The 18,171-nt window shown below is 55.8% G+C and carries 16 protein-coding genes; 4 read left to right on the top strand and 12 right to left on the bottom strand.

Annotated elements, in window-relative coordinates; translation table 11 throughout:
• Position 1: 1 nt before the first annotated feature.
• Both phoQ and ACXI0A_RS09660 read left to right on the top strand, forming a co-directional pair.
• Positions 2–1,462: a two-component system sensor histidine kinase PhoQ gene (gene phoQ / locus ACXI0A_RS09665; protein ID WP_224929159.1), complete on the top strand. Its 1,461-nt coding sequence runs from the start codon at positions 2–4 to the stop codon at positions 1,460–1,462.
• 57 nt (positions 1,463–1,519) lie between these two features.
• Positions 1,520–2,641, top strand: a complete 1,122-nt coding sequence (locus ACXI0A_RS09660) for a ribosomal protein uL16 3-hydroxylase (RefSeq protein WP_337023221.1) — start codon at positions 1,520–1,522, stop codon at positions 2,639–2,641.
• 143 nt (positions 2,642–2,784) lie between these two features.
• On the opposite strand, the gene pepT is transcribed toward ACXI0A_RS09660, so the two are convergent.
• The 5 genes from pepT to lolC form a co-directional block, all read right to left on the bottom strand.
• Positions 2,785–4,011 carry a peptidase T gene (gene pepT / locus ACXI0A_RS09655; protein ID WP_476149162.1) on the bottom strand — a complete coding sequence of 409 codons (1,227 nt, stop codon included), beginning with the start codon at positions 4,009–4,011 and terminating at the stop codon, positions 2,785–2,787.
• A gap of 119 nt (positions 4,012–4,130) precedes the next feature.
• On the bottom strand, positions 4,131–4,964 hold the full coding sequence (gene cobB, locus ACXI0A_RS09650) for a Sir2 family NAD+-dependent deacetylase (protein ID WP_476149164.1): 834 nt from the start codon (positions 4,962–4,964) through the stop codon (positions 4,131–4,133).
• Between the two features lie 149 nt (positions 4,965–5,113).
• Entirely contained in the window at positions 5,114–6,358 is a 1,245-nt protein-coding gene (gene lolE, locus ACXI0A_RS09645; RefSeq protein WP_224929172.1) for a lipoprotein-releasing ABC transporter permease subunit LolE, read from the bottom strand.
• Positions 6,358–7,059, bottom strand: coding sequence for a lipoprotein-releasing ABC transporter ATP-binding protein LolD (gene lolD / locus ACXI0A_RS09640; protein ID WP_476149167.1), 702 nt, complete (start codon positions 7,057–7,059; stop codon positions 6,358–6,360). Before lolD ends, lolE begins: the two co-directional genes overlap by 1 nt.
• Positions 7,052–8,251 carry a lipoprotein-releasing ABC transporter permease subunit LolC gene (gene lolC / locus ACXI0A_RS09635; RefSeq protein WP_476149169.1) on the bottom strand — a complete coding sequence of 400 codons (1,200 nt, stop codon included), beginning with the start codon at positions 8,249–8,251 and terminating at the stop codon, positions 7,052–7,054. Before lolC ends, lolD begins: the two co-directional genes overlap by 8 nt.
• A 240-nt stretch (positions 8,252–8,491) precedes the next feature.
• Between lolC and ACXI0A_RS09630 the strand changes: the two genes are divergently transcribed.
• Together ACXI0A_RS09630 and mfd are read left to right on the top strand one after the other, a co-directional pair.
• Complete coding sequence (locus ACXI0A_RS09630) at positions 8,492–8,701, top strand: hypothetical protein (protein WP_476149170.1); 210 nt, start codon at positions 8,492–8,494, stop codon at positions 8,699–8,701.
• A gap of 93 nt (positions 8,702–8,794) precedes the next feature.
• Complete coding sequence (gene mfd, locus ACXI0A_RS09625) at positions 8,795–12,238, top strand: transcription-repair coupling factor (RefSeq protein ID WP_476149172.1); 3,444 nt, start codon at positions 8,795–8,797, stop codon at positions 12,236–12,238.
• 157 nt (positions 12,239–12,395) lie between these two features.
• On the opposite strand, the gene ACXI0A_RS09620 is transcribed toward mfd, so the two are convergent.
• From ACXI0A_RS09620 to ACXI0A_RS09590, 7 genes are all read right to left on the bottom strand, one after another.
• Positions 12,396–12,938 carry a glycine zipper 2TM domain-containing protein gene (locus ACXI0A_RS09620; protein WP_224929186.1) on the bottom strand — a complete coding sequence of 181 codons (543 nt, stop codon included), beginning with the start codon at positions 12,936–12,938 and terminating at the stop codon, positions 12,396–12,398.
• A gap of 296 nt (positions 12,939–13,234) precedes the next feature.
• Positions 13,235–14,539, bottom strand: coding sequence for an NAD(P)/FAD-dependent oxidoreductase (locus ACXI0A_RS09615; RefSeq protein WP_200571328.1), 1,305 nt, complete (start codon positions 14,537–14,539; stop codon positions 13,235–13,237).
• Between the two features lie 213 nt (positions 14,540–14,752).
• A complete protein-coding gene (ycfP, locus tag ACXI0A_RS09610; RefSeq protein ID WP_200571325.1) occupies positions 14,753–15,295 on the bottom strand; it encodes an alpha/beta hydrolase YcfP in 543 nt (180 codons plus the stop codon).
• Positions 15,296–15,334: 39 nt separating this feature from the next.
• Positions 15,335–16,378: a beta-N-acetylhexosaminidase gene (gene nagZ, locus ACXI0A_RS09605; RefSeq protein ID WP_476149175.1), complete on the bottom strand. Its 1,044-nt coding sequence runs from the start codon at positions 16,376–16,378 to the stop codon at positions 15,335–15,337.
• Between the two features lie 15 nt (positions 16,379–16,393).
• On the bottom strand, positions 16,394–17,209 hold the full coding sequence (gene thiK / locus ACXI0A_RS09600) for a thiamine kinase (RefSeq protein WP_476149177.1): 816 nt from the start codon (positions 17,207–17,209) through the stop codon (positions 16,394–16,396).
• Positions 17,196–17,792, bottom strand: coding sequence for a penicillin-binding protein activator LpoB (gene lpoB, locus ACXI0A_RS09595; protein WP_034822075.1), 597 nt, complete (start codon positions 17,790–17,792; stop codon positions 17,196–17,198). Before lpoB ends, thiK begins: the two co-directional genes overlap by 14 nt.
• A gap of 10 nt (positions 17,793–17,802) precedes the next feature.
• Positions 17,803–18,168, bottom strand: a complete 366-nt coding sequence (locus ACXI0A_RS09590) for a DUF1425 domain-containing protein (protein WP_476149180.1) — start codon at positions 18,166–18,168, stop codon at positions 17,803–17,805.
• Positions 18,169–18,171: the final 3 nt, after the last annotated feature.

Below are 18,171 nucleotides of genomic sequence, written 5' to 3'. Positions count from 1 at the left end.
TATGAACTGGTTAAACCGCTTACGTCCTTTCTCGTTACGCGCCCGGTTTTTACTGGCGACCGCCGCTATTGTCCTGTTTTTGTCGCTCTCCTACGGCATGGTTGCCGTAGTGGGCTATGTGGTGAGCTTCGATAAAAACACCTATCGCGTGATGCGTGGCGAGAGCAACCTGTTCTTCACCCTGGCGCAGTGGCAAAACAATAAACTAACCATTGCCCAGCCAGAGCGTATGACGCTCAATTTCCCGACGCTGGTGTTTATCTACGATGAACACGGCAAGTTGCTGTGGCAACAGCGCGATGTGCCGGACATCCGCAAAAACATTCGCCGGGAATGGCTGCTCAAGCCCGATTTTTATGAAATCGACACCACGAATCGTACCAGCCTGGCCGCCATCGGCAACAACTCCGAGGTCAAAGAGCGCTTGCATCAACTGGATAGCGACAACAACGACACCTTTACCCACTCGGTCGCCGTCAACCGCTACGATGCCACCACCAACCTGCCGGCGCTGACGATTGTGGTGGTGGATTCCATTCCTCAGGAACTGCAGCACTCAGATGTGGTGTGGTCATGGTTTAGCTATGTACTGGCGGCGAACCTGCTGCTGGTGATTCCACTCCTGTGGCTGGCGGCGCACTGGAGTCTGCGCCCGATTGGTCATTTGACCGCGCAGGTGCGTGAACTGGAAACGGGTCACCGGGAGAATCTGGATGACTATCCGCCGCAGGAGTTACGCAGCCTGGTGCGCAATCTCAACCTGCTGCTGACCAATGAACGCCAGCGCTACACGCGCTATCGCACCACTCTGTCGGACTTAACACACAGCCTGAAAACGCCGCTGGCGGTGCTGCAGAGTACCTTACGTTCCTTACGCAGCGGCAAGGATCTCACCGTCGAACAGGCCGAGCCGGTGATGCTGGAGCAGATCAGCCGCATTTCGCAGCAAATCGGCTATTACCTGCATCGTGCCAGCATGCAGGCCGACCATAATCCGCTGCAGCGCGATCTGCATTCGGTGTCGGCGCTGCTGGATAGTTTGTGCTCGGCGCTGAATAAGGTTTATCAGCGTAAAGGCGTCGAAATCACGCTGGATATCTCCCCCGAGCTAACCTTCATCGGCGATCAAAATGACTTTATGGAAGTGCTGGGTAACGTGCTGGATAACGCCTGCAAATACTGCCTGGAATTTATAGAGGTCAGCGCACGGCAAACCGATAAGGCACTGCATCTGTTTATTGATGATGACGGTCCCGGCATTCCTGAAAGTAAACGCGATCTGATCTTCGTGCGTGGTCAGCGTGCCGATACGTTACGTCCCGGACAGGGCCTTGGCTTAGCCGTGGTACGCGATATCCTCGAACAATACGCCGGTCAGGTGATCGCCAGTACCAGCCCGCTGGGCGGCGCACGCATGGAAGTGATTTTCCAGCGTCAGGAAGTTGAACATCACCGCGAGTAGAAAGGCCTGCGGGCTGTTATACTTGCCTGCATTCATGGCCCTAACCGGAACACTCGTATGGACTATCAGCTCGATATTAACTGGCCCGACTTTATTCAGCGCTACTGGCAAAAACGCCCGGTGGTGCTCAAGCGTGGTTTTAAAAACTTCATTGATCCCATTTCTCCTGATGAGCTGGCGGGTCTGGCAATGGAAAATGAGGTGGATAGCCGCCTGGTGAGCCATAACAACGGTAAATGGCAGGTTAGTCATGGACCGTTTGAAAGCTATGATCATCTCGGTGAGAGTAACTGGTCGCTGCTGGTGCAGGCGGTCAATCACTGGCATGAACCTTCTGCCGCGCTGATGCGTCCGTTCCGCTTCCTGCCTGACTGGCGTATGGACGATCTGATGATCTCCTTTGCCGTACCGGGCGGCGGCGTAGGCCCGCACTTCGACCAGTATGATGTGTTTATCATTCAGGGCACCGGTCGTCGTCGCTGGCGCGTAGGCGAAAAAGTGCCGATGAAACAGCACTGCCCTCATCCCGATTTGCTGCAGGTTGAGCCGTTTGACGCCATCATCGATGAAGAGATGGAGCCGGGCGATATCCTGTACATCCCGCCGGGATTCCCGCACGAAGGCTATTCACTGGAAAATGCCATCAACTATTCGGTCGGCTTCCGTGCACCTAACGGTCGTGAATTAATCAGTGGCTTCGCTGATTACATGCTGGCGCACGAATTAGGTAGCTATCGTTTCAGTGATCCGGATGTGCCATCGCGCGATTGCCCGTCACAGATTTTGCCTTCTGAAGTGGAAGGGATTCGTCAGGTGATGCTGGATGTGATTAATCAGCCAGAACAGTTTAATCAGTGGTTTGGTGAGTTTATCTCACAGACACGTCACGAACTGGATATCGCGCCACCAGAACCGCCTTACCAGCCCGATGAGATTTATGATGCGTTGCAGCAAGGCGATGCGTTGACGCGTCTTGGTGGCCTGCGCGTGTTAACGCTGGGTGATGCAGTGTTTGTGAATGGCGAGCGCGTGGCGTGCAGCCACCCGGAAGTGCTGGCGGCACTGGCACACAATCAGGTATTAACACTGGAAGATTTCGGCGATGCGCTGGACGATCCGTCGCTGCTGGCACAGCTTGCGGCGCTGGTGAACAGTGGCTACTGGTTCTTTGGTGAGTAATCCGCTGGGCTAAAATCGCGCATCCTGGTAGCGGCGCGATTTTTTACACTGACAGCAGCCCAATTGGCGCTGACAGATACCAAAGGGACTGCGCCGCAACAAGAGATGTTGATGAAAGGCCTGCTTAGCAGGCCTTTTTCATGCTATTTCTTCTCTGCTGCCAGCGCAGACAAGCGCACAATCACGTCCACCGCCTGCGACATCACATTCAGTGACGCGAACTCGTGTTTACCGTGATAGTTATAGCCGCCGGTGAACAGGTTCGGGCATGGCAAACCTTTCCACGATAACGCGGAACCGTCGGTGCCACCGCGAATCGGCTTCACCACCGGTTCAATTCCGCAATCGCGAATCGCCTGCAGCGCCAGCTCAATAATCTGCGGATGCGGCTCAACTTTTTCACGCATATTGCGGTAGCTGTCGCTGATTTCCACTTTCACCGAGCATTCAGCCTGCAGCCCTTTACCGACGCGATCAGCAATCTCTTCCAATAGCTTTTTACGCTGTTCGTAGCTGTCGGCGTCGAAATCACGAATCAGATACATCAGCTCGGCGTGCTCAACCGTGCCTTTGATGGTGTGCAGATGGAAAAAGCCTTCATAACCGTCAGTGAACTGCGGTTTTTCTTTTGCTGGCAGCTCGGAGTGGAAACGCATTGCCAGATCCAGCGCGTTCACCATCACGTTTTTTGCACTGCCAGGGTGCACGTTATTGCCGGTGATTTTCACCATCGCGGTGGCCGCATTGAAGTTTTCGAACTCGAACTCGCCGAGATCGCTGCCATCGATGGTATACGCCCAGTCCGCTGCAAAACCTTCCACATCGAAATGTGAGGCTCCGCGACCAATCTCTTCATCAGGGGTAAACGCCACGCGAATCGCGCCGTGCGGAATATCCTCTTTCACCAGTCGCGCCATCGCCGTCATGATTTCAGCGATGCCCGCTTTATCATCTGCGCCCAGCAAGGTTTTGCCATCGGTGGTGATCAGCGTGTGGCCAATCAACTTGTGCAGGATCGGGAACATCACCGGCGAAAGGATTTCATCGCCGTTGCCGAGCGCAATATCGCCGCCACGGTAATTTTCGATAATCTGCGGATTGACGTTTTTGGCGGTGAAATCCGGTGACGTATCCATATGCGAGATAAAGCCAATCACCGGGGTTGGCCAGTCCACGTTGGCCGGCAAAGTGCCCATCACGCAACAATGATCGCTCAGGGACACATCAACAAATCCCAGTGCAATCAGCTCTTCCTGTAACTGACGCGCCAGCGCCCACTGCCCTTCACTGCTGGGCACCTGGCGCGCCTGCGGTTTTGACTGAGTTTCTACTGCCACATAACTGAGAAAACGCTCAAGTAATTGATCCATTTGTCATCCCTCTAAAGAACCTGCGTTATTATCATGGCGCGTGAGGCGCGCCATGTTGCGTCAAATCATTATCCTTCAGGTTAGCGTTCTCAGCGCAAAGTGCTTAACCAGATATCGCCTTACTTATACAACCCGCGCAAAAAGGTGTGCACAAAATCCGGCACCACTTCACTGGCTAAACCATACTGGCTCTCCGCGAACTCATTCCCGACCTGGCTCGGCTCCAGATTGAGTTCAACGGTATGCGCACCCTGCAACTTCGCTTCATGGACAAAGCCGGCGGCTGGATAGACATGTCCGGAGGTGCCAATGGCGATAAACAGATTGGCTTTCTCGATCGCCTGATAAATTTCTTCCATGCCGAGCGGCATTTCACCAAACCACACCACATGTGGACGCAGTCGTGACGGGAACTGGCAGCAGGTGCAGCGATCGTCCGGCTTGACATCTTCCGTCCATTCCAGCACCTGACCACTGCTTTCACAGCGCACTTTCAGCAGTTCACCATGCATATGCAGCACGCGCTGGCTGCCTGCTCGTTCATGCAGATTGTCGATGTTTTGCGTCACCAGCAGGAAGTTGTCACCCAATACCTGCTCCAGCTCGGCCAGCGCTTCGTGCGCGGCGTTCGGCTGAATCTCTGGTTGTTGCAGTTGACGACGGCGCGCATTGTAGAACCCTTGCACCAGGTCGGTATTGCGATGAAAACCTTCTGGCGTGGCGACATCTTCAACCCGATGCTCTTCCCATAATCCGTCTGCAGCGCGGAAAGTTTGAATACCCGACTCGGCGGAGATGCCTGCACCGGTCAGTACCACTACGCGCGGTTGCGGATGCGCAGCCAGTTCGGCTTTGCGATCGCGTTCAAAGATGCGCTGGCGAAAGCGCTGATGCACTTTGCGGCGATTTTTCTTGTCGCGGGCGAGTCGTAGGCGGCGGCGCGGTATGCGCATAAAGGCTCCTTATGTTGCGGTGGTTTTCACCGCATGTCGGGTGTTTGGCTCGGGTTAATGGTTCCCGATAATAGCGGTTGCGCATGACGGCTGCATGCCACAGTCGCTGAAAATGTGCGCAGCCGCGAAGGCGGCTGCGTTTTTTATCATTACTGTCCGCTGAGTACGCGAGCCGGATCGATACGGCTGGCGCGCCGTGCCGGATACCAGCTGGCAATCAGGCTGAGCAGGATAGCGGTCACCAGCACCGAAATCACATCAATCCAGTGCAGCTCCGAAGGCAGGAAGTCGATAAAGTAGATATCGCCTGCCAGCAGCTGATGGCCGGTAACATGCTCAAGTCCACGGATGATCGGTGTCAGGTTGAGCGCCACCAGCACGCCCACTACCACACCGCTGATGCTGCCGAGCAATCCGGCCAGCAAGCCATACCAGATAAAGATGGCGCGGATCAGGCCATCTTTGGCACCCAGCGTGCGCAGCACCGCAATATCACTGCTCTTGTCTTTCACCGCCATCACCAGCGTGGAGACGATATTGAAACAGGCCACGCCAATCACCAGCACCATCGCCAGATACATGATGGCGCGAATCATCTGGATATCGCGATACATGTAACCGTAAGTGCCAATCCAGCTCTTAATATAGACGTAGGAGTGAGTGGCTTCACCGGCATCGCGTACCAGTTTCTGCGCCTGGAAGGGGTCGCTCATTTTCAGCGCGATACCGCTCACGCTGTCACCCATGTCGAGATATTTTTGCGCATCCGCCAGAGGCACCAACGCCAGGCTGTGGTCCAGCATCCCGCTGAGTTGCAGAATGCCCGATACCTGCAGGCGAATACGCTTCGGCTGCAGCAGCTTATTTTCACCGTCGTTATTCGGGATCATGATGGTGATCCAATCGCCCTGCTTCACGTTGAGCGATTTGGCAATGCCGCCACCGAGGATGATCTGCTGTTTATCCGCGCCGAACTGCTGCCACGCATCGCCATCGACAAAGCTCGGCAAAGCGCTCAGGCGTGATTCCTGTTGCGGATCGACACCTTTTACCTGCAGCGCCTGCATCTTCGCACCGCTCTCAATCAGGCCGGTGAAGTTAACATAAGGCGCCGCTGCCGCGATGCCCGGCACCTTTTCAATCGGTGCGATCATCGGCTGCCAGTTGCGGAAAGGCTGATTCACTGGCTCAATTTCACCGTGAGGCACCACGGCGAGAATGCGCTTGTTCAACTCGCGCTCAAAACCGTTCATCGCGCTCAGGCCAATGATCAATACGGCGACACCGAGGGCGATGCCGATGGTTGAGATGATGGAGATCAGTGAGACCATGCCACCGCGCCGCCGACCGCGACTAAAGCGCAGCCCAAGCAGCAGGGATAATGATGAACCCATCAGATGGCTCCCAGCGTCAGATGCTCGCTCAGTTGGCCGTCACGCATCTCCATCTGGCGATTAAGACGTTTAGCCAGACTCAGATCGTGCGTCACCACCAGAAATGCGGTGCCCTGCTGCTGATTCAGCTCACCCAGCAGTTTGAAAATCGCATCGGCGTTACGCGCATCCAGGTTACCGGTCGGTTCATCGGCCATCACCAGACGCGGACGGTTCACCAGCGCACGCGCGATTGCCACACGCTGACGTTCACCGCCTGACAGCTCAGACGGCCGATGTGCGGCGCGTTTTTCCAGTCCTACCGCTGCCAGCATTTCCAGCGCGCGCGCGGCGGCTTCGGCTTTTGCGGTTTTGCCAATCAGTAATGGCATCGCCACATTCTCCAGCGCGGTGAAGTCTGGCAATAAATGGTGGAACTGATAGATAAAGCCCAGTTCGCGGTTGCGCAATTCGGCTTTGGCAGCAGAGGACATGTCATTCAGTGATTTGCCATCGAACACCACGTCACCCGAGGTGGGCGCATCGAGGCCGCCGAGCAGATGCAGTAAGGTACTTTTACCCGAGCCGGAGCTACCAACGATGGCCGTCAGTTCGCCTGGCTGCAGGCTAAAAGCCACATTGCGCAGCACATCGGTCTGCACGCTGCCTTCCTGATAGCGTTTGCACAGGTCACGACACTGCAACAAAGGGGTATTACTCATAACGTAAAGCCTCAGCGGGTTGAACGGCGGCAGCGCGCCATGACGGATAAAGGGTAGAAAGCAGCGCAACGATCATTGAGACCAGCGCAATCGTGACCACCTGCCACACGTTGATGTCGACCGGCAGCGCCGCGCCATCAAGGAACAGGCCAATCACTGGCATCAGATTGTTAAGCTGGCTGGCGAGCAATACGCCAAGCAGCGTGCCGAGCAAGGTGCCGATAATGCCGGCACTTGCGCCCTGCACCATAAACACCGCGACAATCTGTCGACGGGTTAAGCCCTGCGTTTGCAAAATCGCCACTTCGCCCTGCTTTTCCATGATCAGCAGACCGAGTGAAGTAATGATATTGAACGCCGCCACCGCGATGATCAGGCTAAGCAGCAGTCCCATCATGTTTTTTTCCATACGCACCGCCTGGAACAGATCGCCCTTGCGCTCGCGCCAGTCTTTTAGCGTCAGGCCATCAGGCAGTTTCTGTTCGCTGAACGCATCAACATTCAACGGTTTCTCCAGCCACAAACGCCAGCCGGTAATGTTCCCCAGCGGATAGCGCATCACGCGTGAGGCATCCTGCTGATTGACCAAAATCTGATAGGCATCGACTTCACTGTTGGCGGCATAGGTGCCTGCGACCGTGAAGATACGCTGGCTGGGCAAACGCCCGACCGGCGTGAACTGACTGACCGTCGGCACCATCAGACGCAGCTGATCGCCGCGTTTGACACCCAGCTGTGACGCCAGCTGCTCGCCAAGAATTACGTTGTATTGGCCCGGTTGCAGTACGCTTTGTTGGGTATTGACGAGGTACGGCGTCAGCGGATCCTGCTCATCGGGATTGATGCCCAGCATCACGCCCACGGAAACGTTGCGCGCGCTTTGTAGCACCACATCCGCGGTGGTGAGCGGTGCGACACGCGTGACACCCTGCAATTTGAGGCTATCCGCTGATACCTGCTGCGGATTGATGCTGCCTTTGTCGCTGGTGACCAGCGCTTGCGGCATCAGGCCGAGGATATTGCCTTCCAGCTCGCGCTCGAAGCCGTTCATGACGGACAGCACGGTCACTAACGCCAGCACGCCGAGCGTGATACCGATGGTGGAAAGCCAGGAGACGAAGCGACCAAAGCGGTCTGAAGCACGTCCACGCATGTAGCGTAAACCGATGAATAACGCGACTGGTTGATACATGAGATCCGTCTTGGCAGTTGCCTGAAAATAAGTAGGAGGATGATAAAGGAGCCGTCCTGTTTATGAAACCTCTAACCCTCTGAGTCTGCGGCAAAGTTGCATCCAAATACGTCGCAATCTGCGTCAATGCATAAAATTGCGACAGAACAATGATACTAATTGTGCGTTTATTGGTCATTACCTGGCGTAGACTGAGCTTGAAGTCTTTTGAAAGTTCCAGGCAGGCACAGAGGTACCCATATGTTCAAATATCCCAAGGGCAGTATCGTTAAGCACAAATCGGGAGAAATTAGAGGCGAGATCGTCAACGTCTTTGAACAGGGAGATGCGCCAACCGGCTATTACGTGAAGTGGGACGACGGCAATCACAGCTATCATCTGGAAAATGAGCTGTCGTGGGCCAACGTCGATCGTCCGCGTATGCACTACACACAGCAATCGAGTAAGTAACAAAACCGAGAAATAGCACCGCGACAGATGATCCTCAGGGCGGATTATGGAATGATGACGCCCTGGAATCCAAGGAGAGAATGTCGAGTCCTTATGTCGGAACAGAGTCGTTATACCCTGCCTGCGAAAGCGGGCGACCATCGTCAGCTCGGCGAACTAATTGGTGCCGCGCAGGCGGTTGAGTGCGCCAGTATCACTGAACGCCACCCGGGTCCGGTGCTGATGATTACGCCGGATATGCAATCTGCCCTGCGCCTGCAGGAGGAGATTCGCCAGTTCACCGATCTGCCGGTCACTAATCTCGCCGACTGGGAAACGCTGCCTTACGACAGCTTCTCGCCGCATCAGGACATTATCTCCGCCCGTCTTTCCACTCTCTATCAACTGCCCAATCTGACTCGCGGTATGCTGATTATGCCGGTCAACACGCTGATGCAGCGCGTCTGTCCGCACAGCTTCCTGCACGGCCATGCGTTGGTGATGAAGCAGGGGCAAAAGCTGTCGCGCGATGCTCTGCGCGATCAGCTGGAACAGGCCGGTTATCGCCATGTCGATCAGGTGATGGAACACGGCGAGTACGCCACGCGCGGCGCCCTGTTGGATCTGTTCCCGATGGGCAGCGATCAGCCCTATCGCATCGACTTCTTTGATGACGAAATTGACAGCCTGCGCCTGTTCGATGTGGACAGCCAGCGCACGCTCGAAGCAGTTGAGGCCATCAATCTGTTGCCTGCGCATGAATTCCCAACGGATAAGGCGGCAATTGAGCTATTCCGCAGCCGCTGGCGCGAGCTGTTTGATGTGCGCCGCGAGCCGGAACACGTCTATCAGCAAGTGAGCAAAGGCACGTTACCTGCCGGGATCGAGTACTGGCAGCCGCTGTTCTTTGAGCAGGAGTTGCCCACGCTGTTCAGCTATCTGCCCGCCAACACGCTGGTGCTCAACAGTGGCGATCTGCACGGCAGCGCAGATCGCTTCTGGCAGGATGCTAACGCCCGTTTCGAAAATCGCCGCATCGATCCCATGCGTCCACTGCTGGAGCCCGCAACCTTGTGGCTGCGCCCGGATGCCTTGCTGGGTGAACTGAAAGCCTGGCCGCGCATGCAGCTCAGCAGCGAAACGCTGCCAGAAAAAGCCGCCAATACTAACCTCGGCTATCAACCGCTGCCGGAACTGACGGTGCAGGCACAGGCCAAAGCGCCACTCGATCTGCTGCGCCAGTTCATGGAGCAGTTTGATGGACAGATTATTTTCTCGGTGGAAAGTGAAGGCCGTCGTGAGAGCCTGCAGGAGCTGCTGGCGCGCATCAAACTGCGCCCGCATCCGATTGAGCGCTTTGAAGACGCCGCCAGACAGCCACACAGTTTGATGATCGGTGCCAGCGAGCGCGGGTTCATTGATAGCGCAGGCCATCGTGCGCTGATTTGTGAAAGCGATCTGTTGGGCGAACGCGTGAGCCGTCGTCGCCAGGACAATCGCCGCACCATCAATCCTGATGTCCTGATTCGCAACCTTGCTGAACTGCATCCCGGCCAGCCGGTGGTGCATCTGGAACATGGCGTGGGCCGCTATATCGGCCTGACCACGCTGGAAGCCGGCGGCATTGTCGCGGAATATCTGATGCTCTCTTATGCGGGTGACGCCAAGCTGTATGTGCCGGTTTCGTCGCTGCACCTGATTAGCCGCTACGCCGGCGGCGCCGATGAAAATGCACCGCTGCACAAACTCGGCAGTGATGCCTGGTCACGCGCGCGCCAAAAAGCGGCGGAGAAAGTGCGTGATGTGGCAGCCGAACTGCTGGATATCTACGCCCAGCGCGCAGCCAAAACCGGCTTCGCCTTTAAGCACGATCGCGATCAATACCAGCTGTTCTGCGAAGGCTTCCCGTTTGAAACCACACCGGATCAAGGCCAGGCGATCAATGCCGTGCTGAGCGATATGTGCCAGCCGCTGGCGATGGATCGTCTGGTGTGCGGTGATGTGGGCTTTGGTAAAACCGAAGTCGCGATGCGCGCCGCCTTCCTCGCGGTTGAGAACGCCAAACAAATCGCCGTGCTGGTGCCCACCACCTTGCTGGCACAGCAGCATTACGACAACTTCCGCGACCGTTTCGCCAACTGGCCGGTACGCATTGAGATGCTGTCACGCTTCCGCAGCGCCAAAGAGCAGAGCCAGGTGCTGGAACAGGCGCGTGAAGGCAAAGTGGATATTTTGATTGGCACGCATAAGTTGCTGTCAAACGATCTGAAGTGGCATGACCTCGGCCTGCTGATTGTCGATGAAGAGCACCGCTTTGGCGTGCGTCACAAAGAGCGTATCAAAGCGATGCGCGCTGATGTCGATATCCTGACCCTCACCGCCACACCGATCCCACGTACGCTGAATATGGCGATGAGCGGCATGCGCGATCTGTCGATTATTGCCACACCACCCGCGCGACGTCTGGCGGTGAAAACCTTTGTGCGCGAATACGACAGCCTGGTGGTGCGCGAAGCGCTGCTGCGTGAAATCTTGCGTGGCGGTCAGGTTTACTACCTGTACAACGATGTCGAGAACATCGAAAAAGCCGCGCAGCGTTTGGCGGAGCTGGTGCCGGAAGCGCGCATCGCCATCGGTCACGGCCAGATGCGCGAGCGCGATCTGGAACGTGTGATGAATGACTTCCACCACCAGCGCTTTAACGTGCTGGTGTGTACCACCATCATCGAAACCGGTATTGATGTGCCGAGCGCCAACACCATTATTATTGAACGCGCCGATCACTTCGGCCTGGCGCAGCTGCACCAGCTGCGTGGTCGCGTCGGGCGCTCGCATCATCAGGCTTATGCATGGCTGTTAACGCCGCATCCCAAAGCGATGACCACGGATGCGCAGAAGCGTCTGGAAGCCATTGCCTCGCTGGAAGATTTGGGCGCCGGCTTTGCGCTGGCGACGCACGATCTTGAGATTCGCGGGGCCGGTGAGTTGCTGGGTGAAGATCAGAGCGGCCAGATGGAGACTATTGGCTTCACGCTGTATATGGAGCTGCTGGAAAACGCCGTCGATGCGCTAAAAGCGGGCCGCGAGCCGTCGCTGGAAGACCTCACCAGCAATCAGACCGAAATCGAGCTGCGCATGCCTGCCCTGCTGCCGGATGATTTCATCCCGGATGTGAACACGCGTTTGTCGCTGTATAAGCGCGTGGCGTCAGCGAGCGATGAACAAGAGCTGGCAGAATTGAAAGTTGAGATGATTGATCGCTTCGGCAAATTGCCAGATGCGGCACGCAACCTGCTGGATGTCGCCGGCCTGCGCCTGGTCGCGCGAGCACTTGGCGTGCGTAAAATCGAAGCCAGTGATAAAGGCGGATTCTTCGAGTTTGCGCCGCAAAATCAGGTCGATCCCGGCTGGCTGATTGGCCTGCTGCAGAAAGATCCCAAACAGTGGAAGCTGGATGGCCCAACGCGTCTCAAATTCACCCGTGAATTGGAAGATCGTAAAGTCCGTATGGAGTGGGTGCAGGGCTTTATTGCTGAACTGGCGAAAAACCGGATTTAAGCCGCGCTATCGTCACGGCATCATGGATTGCGCTGCGATCAGCACAGAATGGTTTCTGCTTAGCGCAATCCCTCCCGCCGTAACGATGTTTAAGCCATAAAAAAAGCGCCTTACGGCGCTTTTTTCGTTACTGCTGCTGTGACGTGTCTTTGCCCAATCAGGCCTGATTCGAATTCAGGATCAGCTGACCATTACGGTCGAGTTGAATGCGGGTGCCAGGGTCATTTTCCATGCGGATTTTGCCCTGCTGGTCGCCTATTTTATAGGTCACATCATAACCCAGCATTTTTTCCTGTTTGTCATAAACGGTTTTGCAACGCTGCTCGTTGGTGGTGTAGGTATCACGATCCTGCATGGCACCCTGCACCTGATTACCACCGTAACCGCCCGCCAGCGCGCCCGCTACCGTTGCGACATCGCGCCCACGACCGCCACCAAACTGGTGACCGAGCACGCCGCCCGCCACTGCACCCAGTACTGAACCGGCGATGCGGTTCTCATCCTGTACCGGACGACGATGCGTTAACGTCACATTGCGACACTCCTGTCGCGGTTGTTTGATGCTCTCTTTGATCGGCGTAGCCGAGAGAACCTGTGCATACTGCGGGCCGCGATCAAAGACATCCATGCTGGCGACTGCGGCAACGCCTAACGCTGCTGCCACGCCGATACCGATACCCGCTAACATTGATTTATTCACAGGAATGTCCTCCTGAATGTTGTTATCGCGCATTCCTGCCGCTACGAAATCCTGCGTAGCCGAGGCATAACCGGCGTGCGCGCCGCGCCGTGTTTGTGGATATAAGTTTTACAGATGGTCCGTAATTGCAACATCAGATTAATGGAGGAAACGCAGCGGAAACCCGTCAGGGCCAGTTTTTCGGAGAGTTCTGAGAGAAGCTGAAATACCGCCGTAACCTTAAGCTGAGCTGTCGTTTATCAGCGGGTTACGGCAGACGAAGCGGCATCGGGCGGCAGTTTGCCGCCCGCAAATCATCAGTGCAGCTTGAGGCGAGGACGCAGTACGCGGTTCAGGCTACCGACCAGCATCATCAGGCCGGTTTTGAAGTATCCATGGAGCGCAATCTGGTGCATACGATATAGAGAGATGTAGACGAAACGCGCAATGCGCCCTTCTACCATCATCGACCCACGCATCAGGTTACCCATCAGGCTGCCCACGGTTGTGAAGCGTGACAGAGACACCAGTGAACCGTGATCTTTATACACATAGGCTTTCAGTGGCTTGCCTTTGCGCTGCGCCAGAATGTTTTCCAGCGCGCGTGACGCCATCTGGTGTGCAGACTGCGCACGCGGTGGCACAAAGCCGCCGCCTGGCAACGCGCAGGACGCGCAGTCGCCAATCGCGTAGATGTCATCATCCAGCGTGGTTTGCAGCGTGTCTTTTACCACCAGCTGATTGATGCGGTTGGTTTCCAGCCCGCCAATCTCTTTCATAAAGTCCGGTGCTTTGATACCCGCAGCCCACACCATCAGGTCGGCATTGATGAATTCGCCGCCTTTGGTATTCAGCCCTTCTTCTGTTGCGCTGGTGACCATGGTTTGCGTCAGCACACGCACACCCAGCTTGGTCAGTTCCTGATGCGCCGCTGCAGAAATGCGCGGAGGTAAGGCAGGCAAAATACGCTCACCGGCTTCCACCAGCGTCACGTTCAGTGATGAGCTATCAAGACCTTTGTAGCCATAGCTGTGCAGTTGCTTCACCGCATTATACAGCTCAGCCGACAATTCAACGCCGGTTGCGCCGCCGCCGACAATCGCAATGTTCACTTTTTCCAGGCTGCCTTCACTGGCTGAGAAGCGCAGGAAAAGATTCAGCATTTCATTGTGGAAACGACGGGCCTGATGCGGGTTATCCAGGAAGATGCAGTGATCTTTTACGCCCGGTGTACCAAAGTCATTGGAGGTACTGCCCAGCGCCATCACCAGACGGTCATAAGCCATCTCGCGCTGCGGCACCAGCAACTCACCGTTCGCATCGCGGATTTCCGCCAGCTCGATGGTTTTAGTTTCACGATTGATTTGCGTCAGCGATCCCAGCTGGAACTGGAAACCATGATTACGCGCGTGCGCCAGATAGCTCAGCGCATCAATCCCTTCGTCCATCGAACCGGTGGCCACTTCATGCAGCAACGGCTTCCACAGATGGCTGTGGTTGCGATCGACGAGAATAATCTCGGCTTTCTTGTTCCGTCCCAGCTTATGACCGAGCTGTGTTGCCAGCTCTAAGCCGCCAGCACCACCGCCAATAATGACGATTTTTTCCATAGATGTAGTCAACAAAGACCCCCTCAAAGTTGTAAACCAATAGTTAATTAATGGTTACTAAAAACCTTAATAAACATAGGGTTGGCGACGTTTAAATCGCGAGCTGAGGGCAGAATATCACGGCGCTAACGACATATCATAAGAAAATTGATGTACATCAATCTTTCAACAGCATTATCAGAATGTTACACATTTTGTGCGCCGCATCACGCGGCGCGAGGTGGCTCAGGCAAGGGATTTAAAGGCTTTGATGCGTTGTAAATGCGGCGAGATGTTCTTGAATTTATGGCTGGCCTGTTCGTCCCACACAATTTCATAGAAGGGATGCAGCTGCGCCGCCGTACGCTGATTATCCAGCGCTTCGTCATGACGAGACAAAATGGTCAGGCAGCGGTCGCGGTTTTTCTCGCGGAAATCACTGACGCACTTAGTGGCGATATCCAGATACTCTTCCGGGCGATCAATCTTGCCTTCCATGTTCTCAAACGGAAACAGATTGGGGTTGAAAATCACCTGACGCATACCGCAAAGAAAACCGATGCGCTCGGCCCAGTAACCTCCCAGCCCCACCCCGCAAATTAAGGGGTGCGCATCACCGCCCTGCTGCAGCAATTTATCGCACTCTTTCAGCAGAAACTGCATGTCATGTTTGGGATGCAGCGTGCTGTAACTGATCAGTCTGACGTCCGGGTCGATAAACTGCAGCTGCAGCACTTTTTCGTGGTTGCCCGGACTGTTGGAATCAAAACCGTGCAGATAGATGATCATGATTATCCTCAGCGTGGAATGACATCCGGGCAGCGACGCTTATCTGCCCGACGCTTTATGCTCCAGCCAGCGATCCTGTAGCACGCTAAGCTGGTGATGATTCTGCTTCCAGCGTTCACTGGATTGCAGTGATTCTCGGGTGTAACGTCCCTGATGGTATAACTGTGTAACACGCTCCGCCTGGATCGGCGTCAAGTTATCCAGCACACTTACCGCACCAGCACGCTGATTACACACCAGGATCATATCGCAGCCCGCATTGAGCGACTGCTGCGCTCGCTCAGCATAACTGCCCATCACCGCAGCGCCTTCCATCGACAGGTCGTCGGAGAAAATCACCCCGTTAAAACCGAGTTCTTTACGCAGCACGGTTTGCAGCCAATAAGGTGAGCCGCTGGCAGGTAACGGATCGATCTCAGTATAGATAACATGCGCCGGCATCACGGCATCCAGCAGTTGCTCATCAATTAACTGCTTAAAAATCGCCATATCATGCTGGCGCAGCGTGGCGACATCACGCGGGTCACGCGGTGTCTCTTTATGTGAATCAGCACTCACCGCACCGTGGCCGGGGAAATGCTTGCCGGTGGTTTTCATGCCCGCTTCGTGCATGCCGTTGATAAAACGGCGGGCGATTTGCAGTGCAATCGCCGGATCTTCGTGGAATGAACGGTCGCCAATCGCCGCGCTGATGTGGCCGATATCCAGCACCGGCGCAAAGCTGATATCGATATCCATGGCGATCATTTCCGCGGCCATCTGCCAGCCCGCTTGCTGCGCCACTTCACCCGCCGTGGCGATATCGTGCAAGGCCGCAAAAGATTGCATTGCCGGGAGTTTGGTAAAGCCTTCACGGAAACGCTGCACGCGCCCGCCTTCCTGATCCACCGCAACCACTAAGCGATTACGCGAGGCCGCGCGAATCTGGCGCACCAGTTCTGCCAGCTGATCGACATCGTGGAAATTGCGGGCAAACAGAATCAGTCCGCCCACCAGCGGATGTTGCAGAATATCGCGCTCTTCGGCATCGAGTTCATAGCTTTCAACATCCAGCATCAGTGGGCCGGGGGTATTCATGGTCATGGTTACAATCCTGAGTTAAAGATCCTGCCAGCTGGCCTGCGCCAGCTGTTGCAAATGAGGGTCACCGCTCTGTTCTGCGCGCAGCTGATACCAGCTCGCCATAAGCAGATGGAGCCACGGCTGCCAGCGCCGCATGTGGCGCTTGAGTATCGCTTCGTCAAGCTGGCTGCGCTGCGCGTATCCGGCAGTCCAGTCGCTTTGATGTTCTCCATCGACCGCGCATAACGCAGCGACTTCTAGCGCAACATCGCCATCGGCAGCATATTCCCAGTCGATGAGACGTAATCCATCTGGCGTCGCAATCACATTGCCGGCGTGAACATCCATATGAATGGGTACGAGGCGCAACGGCTGGGGTTCACCTTGCTTGATGAGGCGCTGCAGTTGATGCTGCCAGCGCCAGTGGCGTTGCTGACAAAGCTGCCAGTAGTGTTGCAATAGCGGCGTCAGTCGCAGTCGATAGCCCAGCAGCGGCTGCTGATGTAAACGATGCAGCAAGGCAAGCACCGCGTCGTGCTGTTGATTGAACTGCGCAGGTGTCAGCACCTCGCCGGGCAACCAGCTCTGTAAAAGCCAGGGATGGTGCCAGTCCAGCGGTGCCGGCCCGAGTTGCGCCGCACGCATTTTACGTAATACCCGATATTCGCGCTGACGATCAACAAACGGGATCGGATGCGGCGGTGAACGGCGAGCCAGCAGCTCGCCCTGTTCGGTTTTCACCCGCACGCTGTTGCCACTTAATCCCGGCAGCGCGAAAAAATGACCGGCAGCTTGCGCCGTCGGCCATTGTTGCTGTATCCGTTGCTGCAGTTGCGGATCAGGGTTGAGCAATACCATTTCCTGACCAGATAATTTCACCGGTTTGCACCAGCATCAGCTGCATCTGTAACGTCGGCGCTTTGACATCGCCCTGCGCGCTGCTGTACAGCACATACTGCGCGTTGACGTTACGCGCCAGGCCAATGGCTTTACTGCGCGAGTTAAGGCTGTCATCGGCTGACAAGCCCAGCGTCTGTTTCGCCTGTGCCAGCTGTTCTGGCGTCACCAAAGTGAATTTGCCGTTGTTCGCCAGCGCATTCTGAATAGCGTCGGTGGCTTTATCGCTCTGCAACGATCCGTTGGTGCTGTTCTTGATGCGATCCACCAGCAGCACGCTGCCTGGATTCACACCGGCAGACTGCACCATATTCCCGACTAACGGCTGCACGCTGGCATTCCAGTTAATGGTTTTCAGTTTTGGCGGCTGCGGCACCGTTTCTGGCGGCGGCACCGGTTGTACAGGTGGCTGCTCCGGTTGAGTTGGCGTCGTCGGCTGGGTCGGTTCAACCGGCGCTGGGGTTTGCTGTTTCACCACACAACCGGTGAGCATCAACGCAAATAACAGCGCGCTGGAACGTTTTACACTGCGAATCACAGGTTACTCCTCAGAGATAAAGATAGAGACGCACCTTACTGGCGGTCAGGTTACCGATTTGCGAGACAACTTCTGTGCTGCCATGCGCCGGGACGATTTGGGTCTGAGCCGGTTCTTCCGGGGTAATCTCCAGTCCCTTCTCGTCATACCAATAAAAACGATAATGCACGGTCACCGGCGTTTCCCGCTGATTATAGAGCACGCTTGAGGCACGCATCTGTCCATCACGGCTGGCCAGCGCAGGTTCGTCGGTGATGATGCCCGCAGAGAGCACGGAAGATTCCATCACCAGCGATTGCGACGTGTTGATCATCGGTTTGTCACTGCTGCACCCGACAAGGGTCAGCAACAGCATGCCACTCAGCCATTGACGCATCAC

The organism is Pantoea sp. C1E2 (genome assembly GCF_056491465.1).
This window is presented reverse-complemented; position numbering and strand designations above follow the sequence as displayed.